This is a genomic window from Roseibium sp. AWQ4_254 (genome assembly GCF_056161025.1).
This window is the reverse complement of the sequence record NZ_JBSWYH010000032.1, coordinates 1-17,831: the sequence shown is the minus strand read 5'-3', so window position 1 is coordinate 17,831 and position 17,831 is coordinate 1. Positions and strand designations below refer to the sequence as shown.

The 17,831-nt window shown below is 55.8% G+C and carries 16 protein-coding genes; 8 read left to right on the top strand and 8 right to left on the bottom strand.

Features of this window, described 5'->3' with window-relative positions; translation table 11 throughout:
- Nucleotides 1-6: 6 nt before the first annotated feature.
- From ACXAIC_RS20680 to ACXAIC_RS20655, 6 genes are all read right to left on the bottom strand, one after another.
- Nucleotides 7-1,455, bottom strand: coding sequence for an aldehyde dehydrogenase family protein (locus tag ACXAIC_RS20680; protein WP_475184721.1), 1,449 nt, complete (start codon nucleotides 1,453-1,455; stop codon nucleotides 7-9).
- A complete protein-coding gene (locus tag ACXAIC_RS20675; RefSeq protein ID WP_475184718.1) occupies nucleotides 1,452-2,840 on the bottom strand; it encodes an NAD(P)/FAD-dependent oxidoreductase in 1,389 nt (462 codons plus the stop codon). Before ACXAIC_RS20675 ends, ACXAIC_RS20680 begins: the two co-directional genes overlap by 4 nt.
- Nucleotides 2,837-3,628, bottom strand: coding sequence for an ABC transporter permease (locus ACXAIC_RS20670; protein WP_475184822.1), 792 nt, complete (start codon nucleotides 3,626-3,628; stop codon nucleotides 2,837-2,839). Before ACXAIC_RS20670 ends, ACXAIC_RS20675 begins: the two co-directional genes overlap by 4 nt.
- Nucleotides 3,628-4,482 carry an ABC transporter permease gene (locus ACXAIC_RS20665; RefSeq protein ID WP_475184715.1) on the bottom strand — a complete coding sequence of 285 codons (855 nt, stop codon included), beginning with the start codon at nucleotides 4,480-4,482 and terminating at the stop codon, nucleotides 3,628-3,630. The genes ACXAIC_RS20670 and ACXAIC_RS20665 overlap by 1 nt, the downstream gene beginning before the upstream one ends.
- 3 nt (nucleotides 4,483-4,485) lie before the next feature.
- Nucleotides 4,486-5,526, bottom strand: coding sequence for an ABC transporter ATP-binding protein (locus ACXAIC_RS20660; RefSeq protein ID WP_475184711.1), 1,041 nt, complete (start codon nucleotides 5,524-5,526; stop codon nucleotides 4,486-4,488).
- 71 nt (nucleotides 5,527-5,597) lie between these two features.
- Entirely contained in the window at nucleotides 5,598-6,683 is a 1,086-nt protein-coding gene (locus ACXAIC_RS20655) for an ABC transporter substrate-binding protein (protein WP_475184707.1), read from the bottom strand.
- 272 nt (nucleotides 6,684-6,955) lie between these two features.
- Here ACXAIC_RS20655 and speB point away from each other — a divergent pair, with 272 nt between their 5' ends.
- The 4 genes from speB to ACXAIC_RS20635 all read left to right on the top strand — a co-directional run bounded on the left by speB (nucleotide 6,956) and on the right by ACXAIC_RS20635 (nucleotide 11,315).
- On the top strand, nucleotides 6,956-7,906 hold the full coding sequence (gene speB, locus ACXAIC_RS20650) for an agmatinase (protein WP_475184703.1): 951 nt from the start codon (nucleotides 6,956-6,958) through the stop codon (nucleotides 7,904-7,906).
- A gap of 62 nt (nucleotides 7,907-7,968) precedes the next feature.
- Nucleotides 7,969-9,162 carry an aminotransferase gene (locus tag ACXAIC_RS20645; protein ID WP_475184700.1) on the top strand — a complete coding sequence of 398 codons (1,194 nt, stop codon included), beginning with the start codon at nucleotides 7,969-7,971 and terminating at the stop codon, nucleotides 9,160-9,162.
- A gap of 100 nt (nucleotides 9,163-9,262) precedes the next feature.
- A complete protein-coding gene (locus ACXAIC_RS20640; RefSeq protein WP_475184698.1) occupies nucleotides 9,263-9,961 on the top strand; it encodes a potassium channel family protein in 699 nt (232 codons plus the stop codon).
- 19 nt (nucleotides 9,962-9,980) lie between these two features.
- Nucleotides 9,981-11,315, top strand: a complete 1,335-nt coding sequence (locus ACXAIC_RS20635) for a TrkH family potassium uptake protein (protein ID WP_475184693.1) — start codon at nucleotides 9,981-9,983, stop codon at nucleotides 11,313-11,315.
- A gap of 125 nt (nucleotides 11,316-11,440) precedes the next feature.
- On the opposite strand, the gene ACXAIC_RS20630 is transcribed toward ACXAIC_RS20635, so the two are convergent.
- Nucleotides 11,441-12,604 carry a cation:proton antiporter gene (locus tag ACXAIC_RS20630; protein ID WP_475184691.1) on the bottom strand — a complete coding sequence of 388 codons (1,164 nt, stop codon included), beginning with the start codon at nucleotides 12,602-12,604 and terminating at the stop codon, nucleotides 11,441-11,443.
- A 1,069-nt stretch (nucleotides 12,605-13,673) separates the two neighbouring features.
- Here ACXAIC_RS20630 and ACXAIC_RS20625 point away from each other — a divergent pair.
- The 4 genes from ACXAIC_RS20625 to ACXAIC_RS20610 all read left to right on the top strand — a co-directional run bounded on the left by ACXAIC_RS20625 (nucleotide 13,674) and on the right by ACXAIC_RS20610 (nucleotide 17,602).
- The gene (locus ACXAIC_RS20625; protein WP_475184686.1) at nucleotides 13,674-14,492 is read left to right on the top strand and encodes a hypothetical protein; all 819 of its coding nucleotides are present in this window, start codon (nucleotides 13,674-13,676) and stop codon (nucleotides 14,490-14,492) included.
- A gap of 43 nt (nucleotides 14,493-14,535) precedes the next feature.
- Nucleotides 14,536-15,318, top strand: coding sequence for a hypothetical protein (locus tag ACXAIC_RS20620; RefSeq protein WP_475184680.1), 783 nt, complete (start codon nucleotides 14,536-14,538; stop codon nucleotides 15,316-15,318).
- Nucleotides 15,305-15,994: a hypothetical protein gene (locus tag ACXAIC_RS20615; protein ID WP_475184676.1), complete on the top strand. Its 690-nt coding sequence runs from the start codon at nucleotides 15,305-15,307 to the stop codon at nucleotides 15,992-15,994. Before ACXAIC_RS20620 ends, ACXAIC_RS20615 begins: the two co-directional genes overlap by 14 nt.
- Nucleotides 15,995-16,192: 198 nt before the next feature.
- A complete protein-coding gene (locus tag ACXAIC_RS20610; RefSeq protein ID WP_475184672.1) occupies nucleotides 16,193-17,602 on the top strand; it encodes a hypothetical protein in 1,410 nt (469 codons plus the stop codon).
- 5 nt (nucleotides 17,603-17,607) lie between these two features.
- Here the strand turns inward: ACXAIC_RS20610 and ACXAIC_RS20605 are convergent.
- A partial coding sequence (locus tag ACXAIC_RS20605; RefSeq protein WP_475184666.1) for a hypothetical protein occupies nucleotides 17,608-17,831 on the bottom strand: 224 nt, incomplete at its 5' end.

Sequence of the window (17,831 nt, the reverse complement as noted above, 5' to 3'; positions counted from 1 at the left end):
CAGCGATCAGTTTGTTGTGACATGTTTGAGGGCGCAGTAGGCCATCAGCCCGCCCGGCCCGAGTTCCCGGCCAATGCCGCTGGCCTTGAAGCCACCCCAGGAGGTTTGCGGAAAAATGATCTGTGGCGTGTTCACCCAGATGTGGCCCGCATCGATCCGGGCGGCCAGCGCCTCGGCCCGCTGCGTATCCCCGCCCACAACGGTGGCGGCAAGGCCGTAGCCGGTCGCATTGGCAAGGCGCAGGGCTTCGGTCTCCTCCGCAACCCGCCGGACACACAGAACCGGGCCGAAGACTTCCTCGGTCCACAAGCGGCTTGTTTCGGGAACATCCAGATAGACAGTCGGCTCGACAAAATAACCTTCACCCCGCCCTCCGGTGCCCCCGGCAAGGCAGGTCAAGCCCTCCGCTCGGGCGGCCAGAAAGTAGCTGAGCACTTTGTCACGCTGGGGCAAGGTCGTAACCGGGCCCATATCGATCTCACCGGACAGGGGATCTCCGACCCGCAATTTGCGCAGCCGGGCCCGGATGGCAGATAGAAGATCGTCTGCCACGCTGTCCATCACGATCAGCCGGGAGGTCGCGGAACACATCTGACCGGTGTTGAACAGGATGCCCGCGCAAACGATTTCCGCCGCGCTGTCGATCTCCGCATCCTCCAGCACGACGATTGGAGACTTGCCTCCAAGCTCCAGGGAAACCGGCAGGACACGCTGGGCGGCCGCCGCCATCACCTTGGCCCCGGTCTCCGTCGAGCCAGTGAAGGACACTTTGCGGATTTCCCGGGCTGCAATCATCGCAGCCCCGATCTCGCCAAGCCCCGGCAGGATCGACAGGACCCCGTCCGGCAAGCCGATTTCGACTGCGATATCCCCATAGACCAGTTCGGCCAGCGTGGTGAACTCGGACGGCTTCAACAGCGCAGGACAGCCCGCAGCCAGAGCAGGCGCCAGTTTCCAGGCAGTTGTAACAAGAGGGAAGTTCCACGGCACGATCAGGGCCGCCGGGCCATAGGGCAAGCGGGTCTGGTGTCCGCGCAGGCCATCCGGCAGCGCCATGTCGGCGCTTTTCAGACCGTCCCCCTCAATCAGCTCCGCATAATAGTCGAAACAGGCCGCCGCATCGTCCAGATCAAAGTCCGCCTCTGCCCTTGGCTTGCCGTTGTTGAGCATCTGCAGCTCCACAAGGACCTCCCGGCGGCAGCGCAGACCTGCAGAAAACCCGCGCAGATACCTGGCGCGCTCTTGCAGCGCCAGATCCCGCCAGCCGGAAAGGGCAGCTTCGGCTGACCGGGCTGCCTGGGTCACATCGCGGGGAACGGCGGTTGAAAATTCGGCGAATGCCCGGCCGGTCGATGGGTTCACCGCCTGACGGGCAGCCCCCTCCCCTTTCAGAAAACCACCATCCAGAAAAACGCAGTTCTGGCGGTCACGCAAGGTTTGGATCAAAGTGCTCATAGCGGAAACCCCAGAGAATGGACAAGACGGATCCAGGCCTTGCGCCAGCCGCCCTTTTCGTCAACTTCATCCAGCGCGCGCATGGTCAGCGCCGCGCCCAGCCAGCGGAACGGTTCCGGCGGCAGGGGATTAGGCAAGGTCCTGGCAAAATCGAGTTTCATTTCCGGCCGGTCCGACCGGTCGAGAATGTCGAGCCCCATGCGAGCGCCAAAGCGGGTGGCGGTGACGCCAAAGCCCGAATAGCCTCCGGTATAAAGCGCCTTGGCGCCATAATAGGGCTGGAAATGCACGGTCATGCGGGTGGTCAGGTCAATCGGGCCGGACCAGGCATGGGTGAAGCGCACATCCTCCAGCATCGGGAAGGTCTTCAGGAAATAGCCAGCCAGGCGCTCATAGACCTTGCGGTTGCGGTCGCCTGCCGGGTCGGTCTGATCGCCGAAATAATAGCCTATACGTCCGCCATAGACGATCCGGTTGTCCGCTGTCAGCCGCATATAGTTCAGCTGCGTCCGCGTGTCATAAATGCCCTGTCGGCTGGTCCAGCCAACCCGGGCCAGCTGCTCTGTGCTCAGGGGCTCGGTGGCGATCACCCGGTCGCGCATGGCCACGACATAGCGTTTGATCCTGCGGTGCCCCGCTCCCCAGGCATTGGTGGCAAACAGCACTTTCGGCGCCCGCACCTGCCCGTCATGGGTCTTGACCTCAAGGTGGCTGCCCTTGTCCTCCACGCTTTCCATCGGCGTGTGTTCATAAAGCGCAACCCCAAGAGACAGCGCGGCCTGTTTCAGCCCCCATGCCAGTTTTGCCGGATGCACCGTGCCGGTCTGCCCCCGGTTCCAGAACGCGCTCTGGAACATGGGCGAGGCAACCTCTCTCTGCACAGCCTCCCGGTCCAGCCACTCGACCTTGTGGCCATGCTCCTGATGCAGCTTGTATTCACGCTCAAGTTTTGGCAGGTCTGCGGGATCGACAGCAACGGTCATCTCGCCGTTCCATTCCAGATCGGCGTCAATGCCGAACTGTTCGATCGCCGCCCGCCAGCCGTTGATGTTCTCCCGGCCCAAGTCCTCCAGAACCGTCAGGTCTTCGGGAAAATTGCGCTGGGCATTGGCAAGGCCGTGCATGACGGAGGCAGAGACGATCCCTCCCGGACGGCCCGAAGCCCCATGGGCGACCTTGCCAGCTTCGATGACCACAACCTCGCGGTCCGGGTCCCGCTGTTTGGCGATGATGGCCGCCCACAGTCCGGTGAAGCCGCCACCGACAATGAGCAAGTCCGCCTCCCGGGGGCCGATCAGATGCGCACAGGTTTCCGGCGCAGCGGGATTGTCCAGCCAGAACGGGGACAGCGTGGTTTCAGCCAGCATCCGGCGGGCAGATGTCATGATTTGCGGGCTCCCATCAGTTTAGGCAAGTCACCGAACCAGGCGACAAGGGCAAAGATCAGCACGGTCGCAGCCACAAACACCACGGAGGCAGCCGCCATCACGGGGGTGTAGCCGTAGCGCAGGGCGTTGAAGATCTTCATCGGCAGGGTTTCGGTGACAGCGCCAACGGTCATGGTCGCGATGATGTATTCATTCAGCGAAATGACGAACACAAAGGCAAAGCCGGACACCAGATAGGGGCGGATCATCGGCAGCACGACTGTACGCAGCAAGGTCCATTCATCAGCGCCCATGGACCGGCTCGCCTCCACCAGACTGTCATCGATTTCCTCAAAGCCCAGCGACAGGGTGACAATGGGCAGTGTCACCAGAAACACCGCATGGGCCACAATGACGGTCCAAAGCTCTCCATAGGCGCCGATCATGATGAAGAAGCTCAAGAACCCGACCGCCGTGATCACCGGCGGCAGCAAAAACGGCATGGCCCCGATCCCGGCCACCAACCGGCCAAACCCGGTGCGGTAACGCCAGTTGAACCACGCCACGGGAAAGGCCACCAGTACGGACAGGACGGCCGCCCCCAGCGCAACGCCGAGCGAGGTCAGAAGCGCGGACCGCCAGCCGTGATCCAGAAACAGATCCGCATACCAGCTCGGATTGAAGCCTTCGGGCGGGAAGTTGAGCGACCGGCGCTCATTCACCGAGACCCCGGCAATCACCACAAAAGGCGCGATCATCACAGTCCCTACCGCCGTAAAAAAGGCGCGTTTCAACAAAGATCCAATCATGCCTTTTGCCCCTTTCTGCCGAAGAGATAGACGGTCAGCACCAGAAGACAGGCCACCGTCATCAGGAAGATCGCGAGGGCTGACGCGAACGGCAGGTTGGCCTGCAGCAGCGCCTGATCGGAAATCACCACGGACAGCGTCCAGTTGGTCGGCCGCCCCAGCACCTGCGGCAGCAGATAGGAACCGAGCGTGAAGACAAAGATCATGATGAAGGTCACCAGCAGCGGCCCCCGGTGCAGCGGCACAATCACCCCGAAGAAACTGCGCAAGGGCGAAGCCCCCAGGGTGCGGGCCGCCTGGTCGATATCCGGATCCAGCCGGCTCAGGATCGGGTAGAACAGCAGCACCGCATAAGGCAGCGCGATATAGAAGACACCGGCAATCACAGCAAAGAAACTCGGCGCATAGCTTGAGGCCCGCTCCACGAGCCCCAGAGCCTCGGCCATCGCCCCGACCCCGGCGGTGCGCGACAGCAGCGTGGACCAGGCAAAGCCGATAATAGCCTCCGACAAGGAGAGAACGGACAGCATCAGGATCAGCCAGAACACCTGGGTTGCGCGCCCGCTGCGCACCAGCGCATAAGTGAAGGGAAAGCCGATGGCGACTGCCAGAACAGACACCAGCACGGCCACTTCCAGAGAGGTGATCAGCACCCCGAAGACAAAAGAGGACCACAGCCGGGCGTAATTGGCCGTTGTGAAGACGGTTTCATAGGCGCCGCCGCCCAGATTTTTGAAAAAGGACAGGCTGACCATGGTACCGAATGGCACCATGTAAAAGGCCACCAGCGCCAAGGCGGGCAAGAGGATCGGGAGATATCCCAGCGGGGTCGTCGGACGAGTGGTCTGCATGGGTTAGGCCAGCACCACGGCGGCCTTGGGGTCGCAGGTCAGATAGGCCGCCTCCCCAACCGCCACCGGACAGGGCGCCCGGCCCGGCAGGCTGACGGTAAGTTCCGGATCGTTTTCGTTGGCCCCGGAAATGCTGACTTCCGTTGTTGCGCCCAATTGCCGGATGAAACTGACCGTGCCCCTCAGGCAGGCATCTGAGGGCGCAGTGGCCAGGCTCAGATCCTCGGGCCGGACCGACAGGGTCACCGGCCCGGTCTCCGGCAGACCGTCCACGGCGATCTTGCCGCCAGGCCCTTCAAACAGACCGGCTTTAGCTTCGCCCTTCAACAAATTTGTGATGCCGATAAAGTCGGCGACAAAGGCGTTGGCCGGGCTGCGGTAGATCTCGATCGGCGCAGCGATCTGCTGGATTTCACCGCCGTTCATAACCACCACCAGATCCGCCGTGGTCATGGCCTCGCGCTGGTCATGGGTCACCAGAAGGGAGGTCACGCCCAGCTGGCGCTGCAGCCGCTTGACCTCAACCTGCATGGATTCGCGTAGCTTGGCATCGAGCGCGGACATGGGCTCATCCAGAAGAAACAGCGCCGGTTCCATGACAAGCGCCCTGGCAATCGCCACCCGCTGGCGCTGCCCGCCGGACAATTGGGTGATCGCCCGGCTGCCATGGCCCGGCAGATGCACCAGATCCAGCACCGCTTCGGCCCGCTTGAGCCGTTCGCTTTTGGCAACACCCCGGATCGCCAGGGGATAGGCCACATTTTCAGCCACCGAGAGATGGGGAAACAAGGCCAGAGATTGAAACACCATGCCAAAGTCGCGCTTGTGGGCAGGCACGCCGGTAATGTCGCGGCCATCAAGCAGAACGCGCCCGCTGCTGGCCGGCTCCAGCCCCGCAACAATCCGCAGCAAGGTGGTCTTGCCGCAGCCTGACGGGCCCAATAAACAGATGAACTGCCCATGATCCACAGAAAGGGACACGCCCTTCAGCGCTTCAAATCCACCGAAAGACTTGTGCAGCTTGTCTACGACTAATCCGGACATGCGGTTTCCAAAAAAGCAGAGTGAACCGGCCCCGCCGCAGCAGAGCCGGCCTGGTTTCAGGGGAAGAGGGCTTAGCTGTTGAGCATTTCCGACCAAATCTGGTTGAGCCACTCGGTCCGCTCCGTGTGCAGATCGTAGCGCGGGATCACCGGATCGATGTCGGAGGAGACGGCTGCGAATTCCGCGTCGGTCAGGTCCATTAGCGAACGGTCCACATTCGGAGCGGTTCCCAGCTTGCGGGCGAGCATCGCCTGGATCTCCGGCTGGGACATGTAGTCGATAAAGACCTTGGCCTGATCGATCTTGTCCGATGCACCGGCAACAACCCAATTGCCGCTGTCGCGCAGACCGCCCTCCTTGGGGAAGGTGGAGCGCACGGGGAAACCGTCGGCGGCCGCCAGACCGGCCACATCGTGATAATATTGGCCCATCGGAATCTCACCGGATTTCAGCGCCTGCTCGAACTGGGCCTCGTCCCGGTACCACAGCCGCACATTCGGCTTCAGTTCGGCCACCTTGTTCAGCACTTCCATGATGGACTCATCGTCCTTCAGATAGTCCACACCGCCAAAGAACGTCTTTGCGGTGATTTCCAGAAGGTAGGAATTGGAGACCAGCGCCAGCATCCCCAGGGAATCCTTGTATTTCGGATCCCAGATATCCGCCCAGCTTTCAATCTGCTCCGGGAACACATCCGTGTTCTGCACCAGAGTAATGTACCAGGATACAGCAGCGGCACCGGCAACCGAACCGTCCTCGTAGCGCAGCATCAGTTCCGGCTTGATGTTCTTCAGGTTCGGGATCGTTTTCTCGTCAAGTTTGGCGAAGAGTTCGGTCTTCATGCCCCGCAGCGCGCTGGTGGTCGCCATCATGGACACATCGGACGGAGCCCGGCGGGCGCGTGCCGCCTGTTGCATCTGGATCAGCCAGGCTTCCCCGGTCGGCACGGCAATGCTCTCCACCTCAATGCCGCTGGCGGCGGTGAAGTCCGGATAGACATGTTTGTCGAAACTGTCCTGGAAATACCCCCCATAGACCCCGACTTTCAGCGGCTCGGAAGCCGCTCTCAGGACCGACGGAGCTGCCAGGGTCATGGCGGAGGCCATGGCGGATTTCAAAAGCGTACGGCGTTTGATCAACGTGAAGTGCTCAGACATTTTTGTCCCCTTTGGATGTATTACCTCCATGGAAACGCGGGACTGGCTTGGGAAAACATCAAAAAAATACGGGCATAACTTCGACATATAACGAAGTAACCGTCATCCGCTTTGGCTCCAGGAATTGACTTTGAAGAAAGGCCAGTCTGCAGGATCATTTGGCAGTTTCCGGACCATATCTTCGGCATTTCACGAAGCTATTTTCGGAAAATACCTATTTATACGAAGAACCCTGCTGGAGAAGGTCACGGCAAGAAGGACAAGAGGACACAATGACGGAACTTTTGAACCAGCCGCTCGGGGGAAACACAATGCCGCGCATGGGCGGCCCGGCCACCATGATGCGCCTTCACTCCCAGGCAACGGCTGAAGGACTTGATGCCTGTTTTGTCGGCATTCCGATGGATATCGGCACCTCCAACCGCTCCGGCACCCGTCTGGGGCCCCGTCAGATACGCGACGAAAGCCGGATGATCCGCCCCTACAATATGGCAACCGGGGCCGCGCCTTTCGACAGCCTCCAGGTGGCGGATATTGGCGACGTTCCGATCAACACATTCGATCTCAAAAAATCCGTCGGGATTATCGCCCAGACCTATGGAGAGATCCTGCGCCACGACACCGTTCCGCTAACGCTGGGCGGTGACCACACCCTGACTTGGCCAGTCCTGCGGGCAATGGCGCAAAAACACGGCCCGGTGGCGCTGATCCATGTGGATGCCCATGCGGACACCAATGACGCCATGTTCGGCGAAACCGCCGCCCATGGCTGTCCATTCCGCCGCGCGCACGAGGAAGGCCTGCTGCAGAACGACAAGGTGTTCCAGATCGGTCTGCGCGGCAGCGGCTACAGCCCGGCCGATTTTGACTGGGGCCGCGACAAGGGCTGGACGGTGATCCCGGCTGAAGAATGCTGGCACAAGTCCCTGACCCCGCTCATGGCGGAGATCCGCGAGAAAATCAGCGATGCTCCGGTCTATCTGAGCTATGACATTGACAGTCTGGACCCGGCCTTCGCACCGGGCACAGGCACGGTGGAGGTCGGCGGCCTGACAACAATCCAGGGGCTTGAGATCATCCGGGGCTGCGCGGGCCTTTCTCTGGTCGGCGCGGATCTGGTGGAAGTTTCCCCGCCTTATGATACAAGCGGCAACACGGCAGTGATCGCCGCCAACTTCCTGTTTGAAATGCTGTGCGCCCTGCCCGGCGTCAAACGCGCCTGACCGGCATAACGGCCCGGGGCCCGACGAGACCTGGGCTCCGAAACCATAAAAGGGACCCGCTCTTGCCCGCCGCTCCGCTCAGCCCGCGTATCGAAACGCTCAACTCGCCCCCGATCCCGCGGGTCCAACGGGCGCTCGCCAGCTATGACGGCAGCGCGGGGCCGGTGATCGATCTCTCCCAGGCTGTGCCCGGCTATCCACCCCATCCGCGCCTGCGCGGCTGGCTGCAGGAAGCCGCCGGAGATCCAGCCCTCCTCGGGTATGGCCCGATCGAAGGCCTGGACAGCTTGCGCAAGTCCTACGCAGCCTATCAGGCTGATCTCTATCAGGCTCCGGTCACACCCCAAGAGACCGCAATCACATCCGGCTGCAATCAGGCCTTTGTGGTGGCCGCCCTCACCGTGGCCCGCCCCGGGGAGTCGCTTTTGCTGATCACCCCATTTTATTTCAATCACGACACCAGTCTTGCCATGCTCGGCATCGGCACAAAAACCGTTGCGGCAAAGCCGGAAAACGGCTTTCTGCCGGATCTTGGCGACATCGCCGCCGCTCTGAGCCCGGACATAAGGGCCATCGCCGTCATCACCCCGAACAATCCGACCGGCGCGGTCTATCCCCCCGCCCTGCTGGGCCAGCTGTTTGACCTGTGCTCAGAGCGCAATCTCTGGCTGATCCTGGATGAAACCTACCGGGACTTTCTGCCCAGCCCCACCCCGGCGCCCCATGGCCTGTTTTCCCGGCCCGGCTGGCAGGACCGGCTGATCAGCCTTTACAGCTTTTCCAAATCCTTTTGCATTCCCGGCCACCGGCTGGGGGCGGTCACGGCGGGCGCACAGGTGATTGAAGCGGCCGCCAAGATCATGGACAATCTTCAGATCTGCGCCCCCTGCCCGCCCCAGTCGGCCGTTGCCAAAGGCCTCGCCGGACTGGGAAACTGGCGGGAGGACAACCGCGCCGAGATCGCCCGGCGCACGCAGGCCCTGACCACAGCCTTCGCACCTTTGAAAGACTGGCAGCTCCTGACGAAGGGCGCCTATTTTGCCTATATCCGCCACCCGTTTGACGGCATCGGGTCCGAACAGGTGGCCACCCAACTTGCGACAACCCACGGCATTGCCACCTTGCCCGGCTCCTTCTTCGGCGCCCGGCAGGAGCCCTACCTTCGCTTTGCCTTCGCCAATGCTGACGCAGACGCGATCCACAGCCTGACGGACCGTCTCAGCGCAGTCCGCGCGCCTTCAAACGGCAGCGAATAAAGCACACTGAGGGTCCATCAGAGGAATGCCTGCCAGCAGCAGCTCTTGCTAAAAATGACATCTGCCGGTTTCTTCCCGCCTCCGGATCGTATTACATGCTGTGAGCATCAACACTGCAGAGGCTGAGCCCTTGAAAGTCAGAAGCTTCGCCGTGATCGGCCTGGGAACCTTTGGCAGCACCGTGGCCAGCGAGCTTGCCAGCTTCGGAAACCCGGTCCTCGGCATTGACATCCAGGAGCGCAATGTCGCCAGACTGGCGGGCGTCCTGTCCGAAGTGATCATCGCGGACGGCAAAGATGAAGCCGCCCTGAAGGATGCAGGGGTCGGCAATTATGATGTGGCCATCGTCGCCATCGGCGAGGATCTGGAAGCCAATATCCTGTGCACTATGAATGTGAAGCTGCTGGGGGTCGAGACCATCTGGGTCAAGGCCCTCAACAAGACCCATCACCGGATCCTGACGAAACTCGGCGCGGACCGGGTAATCCTGCCTGAACAGGAAGTGGGCCAGCATATCGCCCAAATGCTGCACAATTCCCTGATCCGGGACTATGTCAGCCTTGGCAACGGCTATCATATCGTCGACTTCAAGGTGCCTGCCCCGCTGCATGGCAAGGCGGTCAAGGACCCGTCCCTGTTTGCCAAATATGAAGTGCGCGCCCTCGGGGTCATGCGCGACACCAAATTTCTGTCCTGCGAGAGCGGAGAGCTGCTTCTGCTGGAAGGCGACAAGCTGCTGCTGCTCGGCACGCGCACGGTGCTGCGGCAGTTCGGCGATGACATGCGCGACCGGATCTGAAAGCAAAGGCCTTTTGGAAATGCCCCTCACGCCCTCCAGAGACCGTGTCTCGAACCTGCCGCCGCCACTCGTCCTGATCCTGATCTACGCCGCTTTTGTGCTGCTGGGTGCCGCCGCACTGATGATACCTGGTGCAACCACCGGGCCGATCACCTGGTCCGACGCCCTCTTCACCGCCACCTCAGCCGTCACGGTAACAGGCCTTGCGGTTCTCGATACGGGCAGCGATTTCACCTTTTTCGGCCAGGCGGTGATCGCTGTCCTGATCCAGCTGGGCGGTTTGGGCCTGATGACCTTCGCCGTCCTCATCCTTTCCATGCTCGGCCTGCCGGTCGGCTTCACCCACCAGCTCTATCTGCGCGAGGACCTGAACCAGACCTCGGCAACGGATCTTCTGACCCTGACCAAGATCATCCTGCGGGTCGTGGTCCTGTGTGAACTGGTTGGCGCGAGTCTGTTATGTTTTGTATTCGTGCCGGATCTGGGGTTTTTCCCAGGCCTCTGGAGCGCCGTTTTTCATGCTATCTCTGCGTTCAACAATGCGGGCTTTGCCCTCTTTCCCGACAGTCTGAGCCGCTGGGTTGGCAGTCCACTCCTCAACATCGTCATTCCGGCCCTGTTCATTTTCGGAGGGCTCGGCTTCACGGTCGCCGCCGACATCTGGCGCCAGCGCCGCTGGAACAGCTTTTCGCTGCACACCAAGCTGATGCTGGTTGGAACCGCGGCGCTGCTCCTCTGGTCGACGACGGCCTTTGCCATGATGGAATGGTCGAATCCGGCCACGCTCGGCCCCTTGAGCTGGCAGGACCGTCTATGGGTCAGCTGGTTTCAGGCGGCCTCCACGCGCACGGCCGGGTTCAACACGGTGCCAATCGGCGGCCTGACCGACGGCAGCACCTTGATGTTCATGACCCTGATGGTGATCGGCGCGGGCAGCACCTCAACCGGCGGCGGCATCAAGGTCACCACCTTCATTGTTCTCTTGCTGGTGATGATCTCGTTTTTCCGGCGCCGCCAGAATGTTGACGTTTTCAGCCGCCGGCTCGGGGGCGATCAGGTGATGAAGGTCCTGGCGCTGGCCATGGCCACGGTGCTGCTGATCCTCGTTGCCATGTTCATGATGATGCTGTTTCACGAAGGCACCTTCGTGGACATCGCCTTTGAAACCGTTTCCGCCTTCGGCACGGTCGGCCTGTCCCGCGGGATTACCGGCGACTTCGACACGGCCGGGCGCATCGTGATCATGTTCATCATGTTCGCCGGCCGTGTCGGCCCTCTTACCCTCGGCTTTCTTCTGGCCACCCGCAAACCCAAGCGGATCTCCTACCCGGCGGGCATTGTCTATCTTGGGTGACCGTGCGCAACCGGTCTGCGGCGCCTGAGGCACAGACCGCCAAACGGTGGCGCGGCCCTGAAAGGGGCTGGTCCGACGGACCCGCCGGGTTCCCCCTCACCGCCCAAACAGACAATTGGCTCAAATCAACCAGCCTGCTCTTCGGCAGACCCCGCTTTGGTATTCTGTCTGGCAATACTGTCGCGGATCATCGGACTGATGGTCGGCGCTTGCACCAGAATGGAAAAGATCACCACGATATAGGTCATCACAAGCAGCAGCGTGTGCACATCCACACCCTGCACCATCACGGCATGTTTGGGTGTGGAGGCCGCCATGGCCAGGGCCAGTCCGCCACGCAAACCGCCCCAGGTCAGAATTTTGATCGAATGGGCGTCATATTGCCGGAACCGTGTAAAACCAAGGTAAGGCAGCCAGACGCTGATAAAACGCGCCGCCAGCACCAGAGGGATCATCAGCAGACCCAGCCAGACCTCCATCCACTGAACAGGCAGGATCACCAGGATCAAGCCGATCAACAGGAACAGCAAGGCATTTAGGAAGGAATCCATCGTATGCCAAAAATGTTTCAGGGTCCGCTGACTGTCCTTGCTGAAGCCTTGCGCCTTGGTGATGTTGCCAATCACGATTCCGGCGACCACCATCGCCAGGGGGCCTGAAATGCCCATCATGACGGCGCAGGCATAGCCGGAAGTCGGGATCGCCAGGGTAATCAGCAACTCGATGCTGGGATCATTGGATTTTTTGATCATGTAATGGGCGACAACAGCCAGAACGCCCCCAAACAGAATACCGCCCACAGCTTCAACGAAAAAGATATCGGCAACACGTTCGACTGTCGGCTCGACACCCGAAAAGGCAAGGGCAAAGATGACGCTGAAAATGACCAGACCAACACCATCATTGAACAGGGATTCCCCTTCGATCTGCACCGCAATCTTTTCCGGCGCGCGCATATGCTTGATGATAGCCAGCACCGCGATCGGGTCGGTCGGACTGATCAAGGCCCCAAACAGCAGGCAGTAGATAAAGGGCAGCTGATAGCCCAGAGCACCAAGCAGCCAGTAACTGGCATAGCCGATGAGGAAAGTGGACAACAGGGTGGACCCCAAGGCCAGAACCGCAATCTCCCATCTCTGGCTCTTCAAAAGCTTCAGATTGATCTCCAGACCACCGGCGAACAGCAGAAATCCAAGCATCCCCTTGAGTAATAGTTCGTTGAAATTGATATTTTCCAGAGCATTTTCAATCAAAATGACCGTTGGGCTGTGAACTCCGATCTTCAGCATAAGCAACAGCAGAACAGACAAAAGAACAGAACCACGTGTAATCGCAATGGTTGTTTGCGTACTTAGAAAATACTGATTTGCAAAAGCGAGGAAAACTGAAACGGCTGATAAAAAACAGAGAACATACCAAGCACTCATCGATTACTCCGTAAATTTTGCGACGAGCCAAAGTGGAAGCGCATTATTTTATTTGCATTTTTTTGAATGCAACTTGTGTGTCGGGATGGATTGCTTACCGGAAACTGGCGTGTGAGTGTCAGCCAGGTGCGGCGCGCTTCTATCACATTAAATCTGAACGGCAAAGCGCAGAATTGCGGCAAAGCTCGGCTGCGGAAAAGCCAGCCACATGCTCTTTCAAAGTCCCAATGGTCTGTTATCCGCAGATCCCGGATCGCTTCATCGGCCGTGTCCGTCAATTAGGGCCCGGCCAACCGAAAAACGATGAATTTTCAAGGCGCAAGTCAATCCCCCAGTTTCAGCGGAACGGAAAATCTCCCACGTCCTCTTCACAACAAACCGATTGGGAAACAAGGAAAACGAAAGAAACCAACGACCCGTTCGGCACAAGGGTGTAATCCATGTCCGGTACTAACCGTGGCCGATGTCTTCGGATCGGACAGGAAAAGAAAATGGTGGGCCCGGAGGGAGTTCTAGGGCTATTTCCTATAATAAGTTGATTTCATTTATTTTTTCAGAATGACCCATAACCCGGAACGGCGGCGGATGATCCGACGTGCACCCTTCTGTGTACTCTCCGCACCGCATTGTCAACGCCTCAAACCCAGATGCACAGCAGCTAACTCGTGTTTGCCATTGAGCGTATCCTCGTTTTTGGTTCTCAATCAGGTGATGTCGAAATCGGGGGCAACAGCCGAGTTATCTACGCACATTGTTTTTTTGCAACTTTCCAAAGCACCGAGCGAAACTACCCTTGGTACATTTTCCTAAGTTCTTTCAATAGCTTCTAAGGGGAAAAAAAATCACTAAAATTCTAGGTTGAAATACATGTATATTTCCTTAACATTGCGTCGCGTTAGTGACGATTTTTGCCGGGGGGGGGGGCATCAATATGAAAAGTGTTTTTCTAAGTATATTCTCATTTTTTTCCCTGTTTTTAGGAATCTACAGTTCAATCGCCTCTGAAATTACTAAAGACGTAACTAACAATTCGGTTTCGGCGATCAGTGATGTACTGAATACTGCCTTTGGTGGCGCTAAGCTAGTTCTACCAGTTCAAGCAAGGTCAAAAAACTCAACCATCAGAGTTGGTGCAGTACACACAGGAATAAACGACTCAATAAAACGTCCCAGTCGCAATATATTATTTCACAATAGCTCACAACGCAGCTGCGCACCCTCTTCGAATCTACTAGCGGCAAACCTATCTTATGAATTGATCCAAATTCAATATGACTTCGAGGCTTCTGGCGGAATAAATTTAGAGATAAAAGACATATTTACACTTTTAAGCTTAGAAGCAAGCAACATACAATCTTACAGCCTGAAGATTAGAGACGCGAGTATTGTGAGTTCAGTGGACAACGTACTTCGAAATGAAGTTGGTGTCTTAGCGATGTTTGACGACCAGAATGACGACTGGTGTAAAAAGGCCGTTTTTTGCGGACCGAAAAGGACATACATTTTAAATTCCATTGCTGAAGGTAAGATTGAAATGAAGTTTATCTTTAAACAAACAGCTAATGGAAAACTCGTCGACTTCGTAATTGAATCCATCGGTGCCAAAGTAGGTGCAAATTTAAATCTCACCAGAAGCGTAACTGCTGATGGCAAAGAAATGGCTGTTTTTTCTTCAGGCGAGAACATCGTCGCGTTTGCTGCAACTCAGAAGTATTGGAGGAAGGTTTTGACCGACCGAACCTGCTCTTGATGCATAACTTGTTCATCGCAATTTGATCCAGCCAGGAAAGCACATGTCATACGGGTCAAAGTATTGGCTTCCATTCGCCGCTTGTCTATGGATAAGTGCCTGCTCCTCACTGGATGACAGGACAGCAGTGTACAGTCATCTTGGCGCAGATACCGTGCTAATGAGGCCAACCTTCTCTGCACCTAAGCCGGGTTCAAGAGATCACGCCCTGAACAATTTTGTGTTCCTACCTGGGGTCCTGTTGAAGCCAGAACATATCGTTGCTGAAGTCGACCATGAACGCAGACGAGCTGCAATTTGGTCTTCGACAAAGATAGATAGTTGCGCGCCACCACCTTCTTTGTACTCTCTGAACGACGTTACGGAGAAAGATCTCCCAGATGTGAAAATTAATTACGATTTTGAGTTTTCACTAAGGTCATTCATCGATTCGATCATCCGCTTCGATATCGGTCGTATTTTCAGATTATCTAAGCCTGAAAAGCGACTTAAAGATGCACGCGACAAATTTGAGTTTCGCGAAAACGACGTTCAGTATGTGAAGTCTATCACGATAAATATTACAAACTTGAGGGTGATAGAAATAGGCAGAAAAAAGTTAGAGGAGGCTTTTTATGCACTCGCTCAAGAATGTCCGTATTTGGCAAAAGAATGGCAGGTTGAGAAAGCGTACGTTGCCGATATTGAAATCGACGTAAAGTCCTTAGAAGGGAGTTCCGTTAACGTACAGCTATTGGAGAGTAAAATTCGAAAGCGGTTAAGCGTAAGAATTCAAGGAAAAGATCAGTTTTTTGCGATCAACGTGAAAAAAAATGCTTCCATTTAGGTTAGCAAAATATCAGTTTCTTTGGGTCGCGTTTCAGCTACCTTTTTACCTGATGCATTCAGCTTCGGCAGCAAGCAGCTGTGAGAGTTTGTTTGCTTGTTCGCTAAAGAACGAAACTTACGTAGATAATATAATACAAGGAAGCAATTTAGAGGATCTGCAATCGCTTACTATTGGATCTGTGTTTCAGTCCAATAAAAATAGTGTAATTCAGAAATTTACACAAATTTGCACTGCTGAAATTAACAGAGAACCAAGCAGGTCTATTTCGATAAAACTAAATTTTGACTCAGACTTACCGGAGCGTGGAATTGATCACGAGTTACTCAGAAGTTTTTTAGAGTATTATGGTATTGAAGGTGTTAAATTACGTAACTTAAAACAAATTGAAGTATATATGGAAATTTCATACGAAAACGTTGCAGATAATATTGGGAGACGCTGGGCATTCAATGCGTTAGAGCGTGAAAGCTGTAGTTTAATCAGGTCAACTAACCTATCTTACATTTCGAACTTGGCGTACACGAGAATTGATATTCGTTTTTCCGGTTCTGAACAAAACTACACTAACGTAATTTTGCCCGATCTATTTGACGGAAGAATTTGTGAAGAATCCTACTGCATAGCAACTCATGAGTTCGTTGTAGTCGGATACTCAGCAAAGAAGTTAGAGTAATCCTGTATAGGTTTAACTGCATGAAGTTCAGCTACATCATTCACTGATTCTAGAGGATCGTGAATATTCAAGCGGACGGTCAGCCAGACTATGGTACATCCCTCTGCCCTTCTTAAGTAAATACAAATCTATCTTGCCAAAGCGCGAATTGTTTTAAGCTGCACGATTGATCCTTTAAACATCTGATTGGGGGTTAAAATGAATATTAGATTCAATCGAGTGTTAAAGATCATTTTTTTGTTGACGATTTTTCTTCCCGCACAGTCCTTACCTTTGATTGCCGAATTTGCCATCGATGATCCGAACGCATGCCAACGTGGTGATAATACGAGCAACAATATTGATAGGACATGCCGCTTCAATTCTAAACGACTCGCCGAAGACTCATCTTGGCGAAAGCTGAAACGGCGTTTGGATCGAAAAATCTCTACTTGTGGCATCAAATCCAATATTGTCGATAGTGTTTTGGCTGCCGACCCATCCATCGAACTTGATTTACCCGTAGGTAAAAAACGTTTTCTACCTATTCTGATGTCCGACAAGAGTAGCCGCCAATGGAGTTGCTACCGTACAAAGATCAGGGTAGCCTGTGTTGACGATGTAAAGGCGACAGAAGACAAGGGTTATGAACTCACACTTAGGGCGCTACCAACCGGGCACGCTATTGAAGATGTAATAAAAATTCGGCCAAACGGAAGCGTTGACTATGGAGAAGCAAACAGCGGTCAGTTCTTTTTGATCAAAGAGAGATTTGTCTATCTGGATAAAGTGCGCAACGGCATTGCCAACTTCCGTTGCAATCCAAATGAATCAAATTCTGCCTGCCGAAGGTCTTTGCTGTATGCTTCAGAGTGGCTGATGTCACTTGAATTGCGCATCCACCGAAAAGCACCGTTCAAAACGGGCCCATCCCAAAGACGTCAGGACAAGGATTTCCTGAGAGAACACCTAGGGACACTTGGCCTGAATGATTTCGAACAACAGCTCAGCGATGTAACTATTCGCAACGAAACCGGCACAATATCTCCCTTTGAAATGGTCGATGCTGTACTAGCAAATAGCGGTCTTAGCTTCGGACCACATCAATATGACATAGGGGTGAACCCGGAAGCCGCTACGCTATTTTCGAAGCTCGCAGAAAAGAAAATTAATAGCGACGATACCTCTAGCGAGTTGGCCTACTATCTGCAAAACCAGTGCCTGAATGAACCAATGCGAAAACTGAGTGTGAGAGACTTGAAAGTCGCATACGATAATTGGCCGACACTGACTGACTTAGTACGCGAACAAAAAAAGCTCGTCACTGAAACTTATCGCGGTTGGCTTGCTTCAAGTAATCGCGAGTATATTCGGCTTCAAAAGCAACCGCTGTTTAAGGATTACCCGCAGCTCGCAGCGCTCCTAATAAACATCGGCCATCAATATGGCCCAGGGCACCGTCGGAAAGCCATGAATGTTATTCAGAACGGCGCAGATCAAGAACTTTCTCTCAAAGACCAATCCTGTCGTGTCTTGGACTACTTGCTCGGCACAGCATTTGGACGCTCCAATCCGACGAGTGTCAGGGACAGGCTTCAGGCTACCGTTGGCGTATCCTGCGAAAATTAATACGCTTAACTCTGATTGCAAAGTTTGTGCGCATCAGTTTTGCTTTGGGCCCCGCCATTGTTAGCCTGTAGCCCTGGTCTCCTGGGGCTTTTAACGTAGCGCAAATTAAGCGGAATACGGTAGCTGGACACCCGCAACAACCTCGCCATTGGAGGTGATTTCTGATTCACTTCGATCATGGAGGTGTTTTCATGGATCCGAGCAGTCTTTTCAGTTTGTCCGATCATCT

Coding starts and splice junctions, on each gene's coding strand:
- ACXAIC_RS20680 (WP_475184721.1), bottom strand. CDS start 1,455: ATGAGCACTTTGATCCAAACCTTGCGTGACCGCCAGAACTGCGTTTTT.
- ACXAIC_RS20675 (WP_475184718.1), bottom strand. CDS start 2,840: ATGACATCTGCCCGCCGGATGCTGGCTGAAACCACGCTGTCCCCGTTC.
- ACXAIC_RS20665 (WP_475184715.1), bottom strand. CDS start 4,482: ATGCAGACCACTCGTCCGACGACCCCGCTGGGATATCTCCCGATCCTC.
- ACXAIC_RS20660 (WP_475184711.1), bottom strand. CDS start 5,526: ATGTCCGGATTAGTCGTAGACAAGCTGCACAAGTCTTTCGGTGGATTT.
- ACXAIC_RS20655 (WP_475184707.1), bottom strand. CDS start 6,683: ATGTCTGAGCACTTCACGTTGATCAAACGCCGTACGCTTTTGAAATCC.
- speB (WP_475184703.1), top strand. CDS start 6,956: ATGACGGAACTTTTGAACCAGCCGCTCGGGGGAAACACAATGCCGCGC.
- ACXAIC_RS20635 (WP_475184693.1), top strand. CDS start 9,981: ATGCCCCTCACGCCCTCCAGAGACCGTGTCTCGAACCTGCCGCCGCCA.
- ACXAIC_RS20630 (WP_475184691.1), bottom strand. CDS start 12,604: ATGCTGAAGATCGGAGTTCACAGCCCAACGGTCATTTTGATTGAAAAT.
- ACXAIC_RS20625 (WP_475184686.1), top strand. CDS start 13,674: ATGAAAAGTGTTTTTCTAAGTATATTCTCATTTTTTTCCCTGTTTTTA.
- ACXAIC_RS20620 (WP_475184680.1), top strand. CDS start 14,536: ATGTCATACGGGTCAAAGTATTGGCTTCCATTCGCCGCTTGTCTATGG.
- ACXAIC_RS20615 (WP_475184676.1), top strand. CDS start 15,305: ATGCTTCCATTTAGGTTAGCAAAATATCAGTTTCTTTGGGTCGCGTTT.
- ACXAIC_RS20610 (WP_475184672.1), top strand. CDS start 16,193: ATGAATATTAGATTCAATCGAGTGTTAAAGATCATTTTTTTGTTGACG.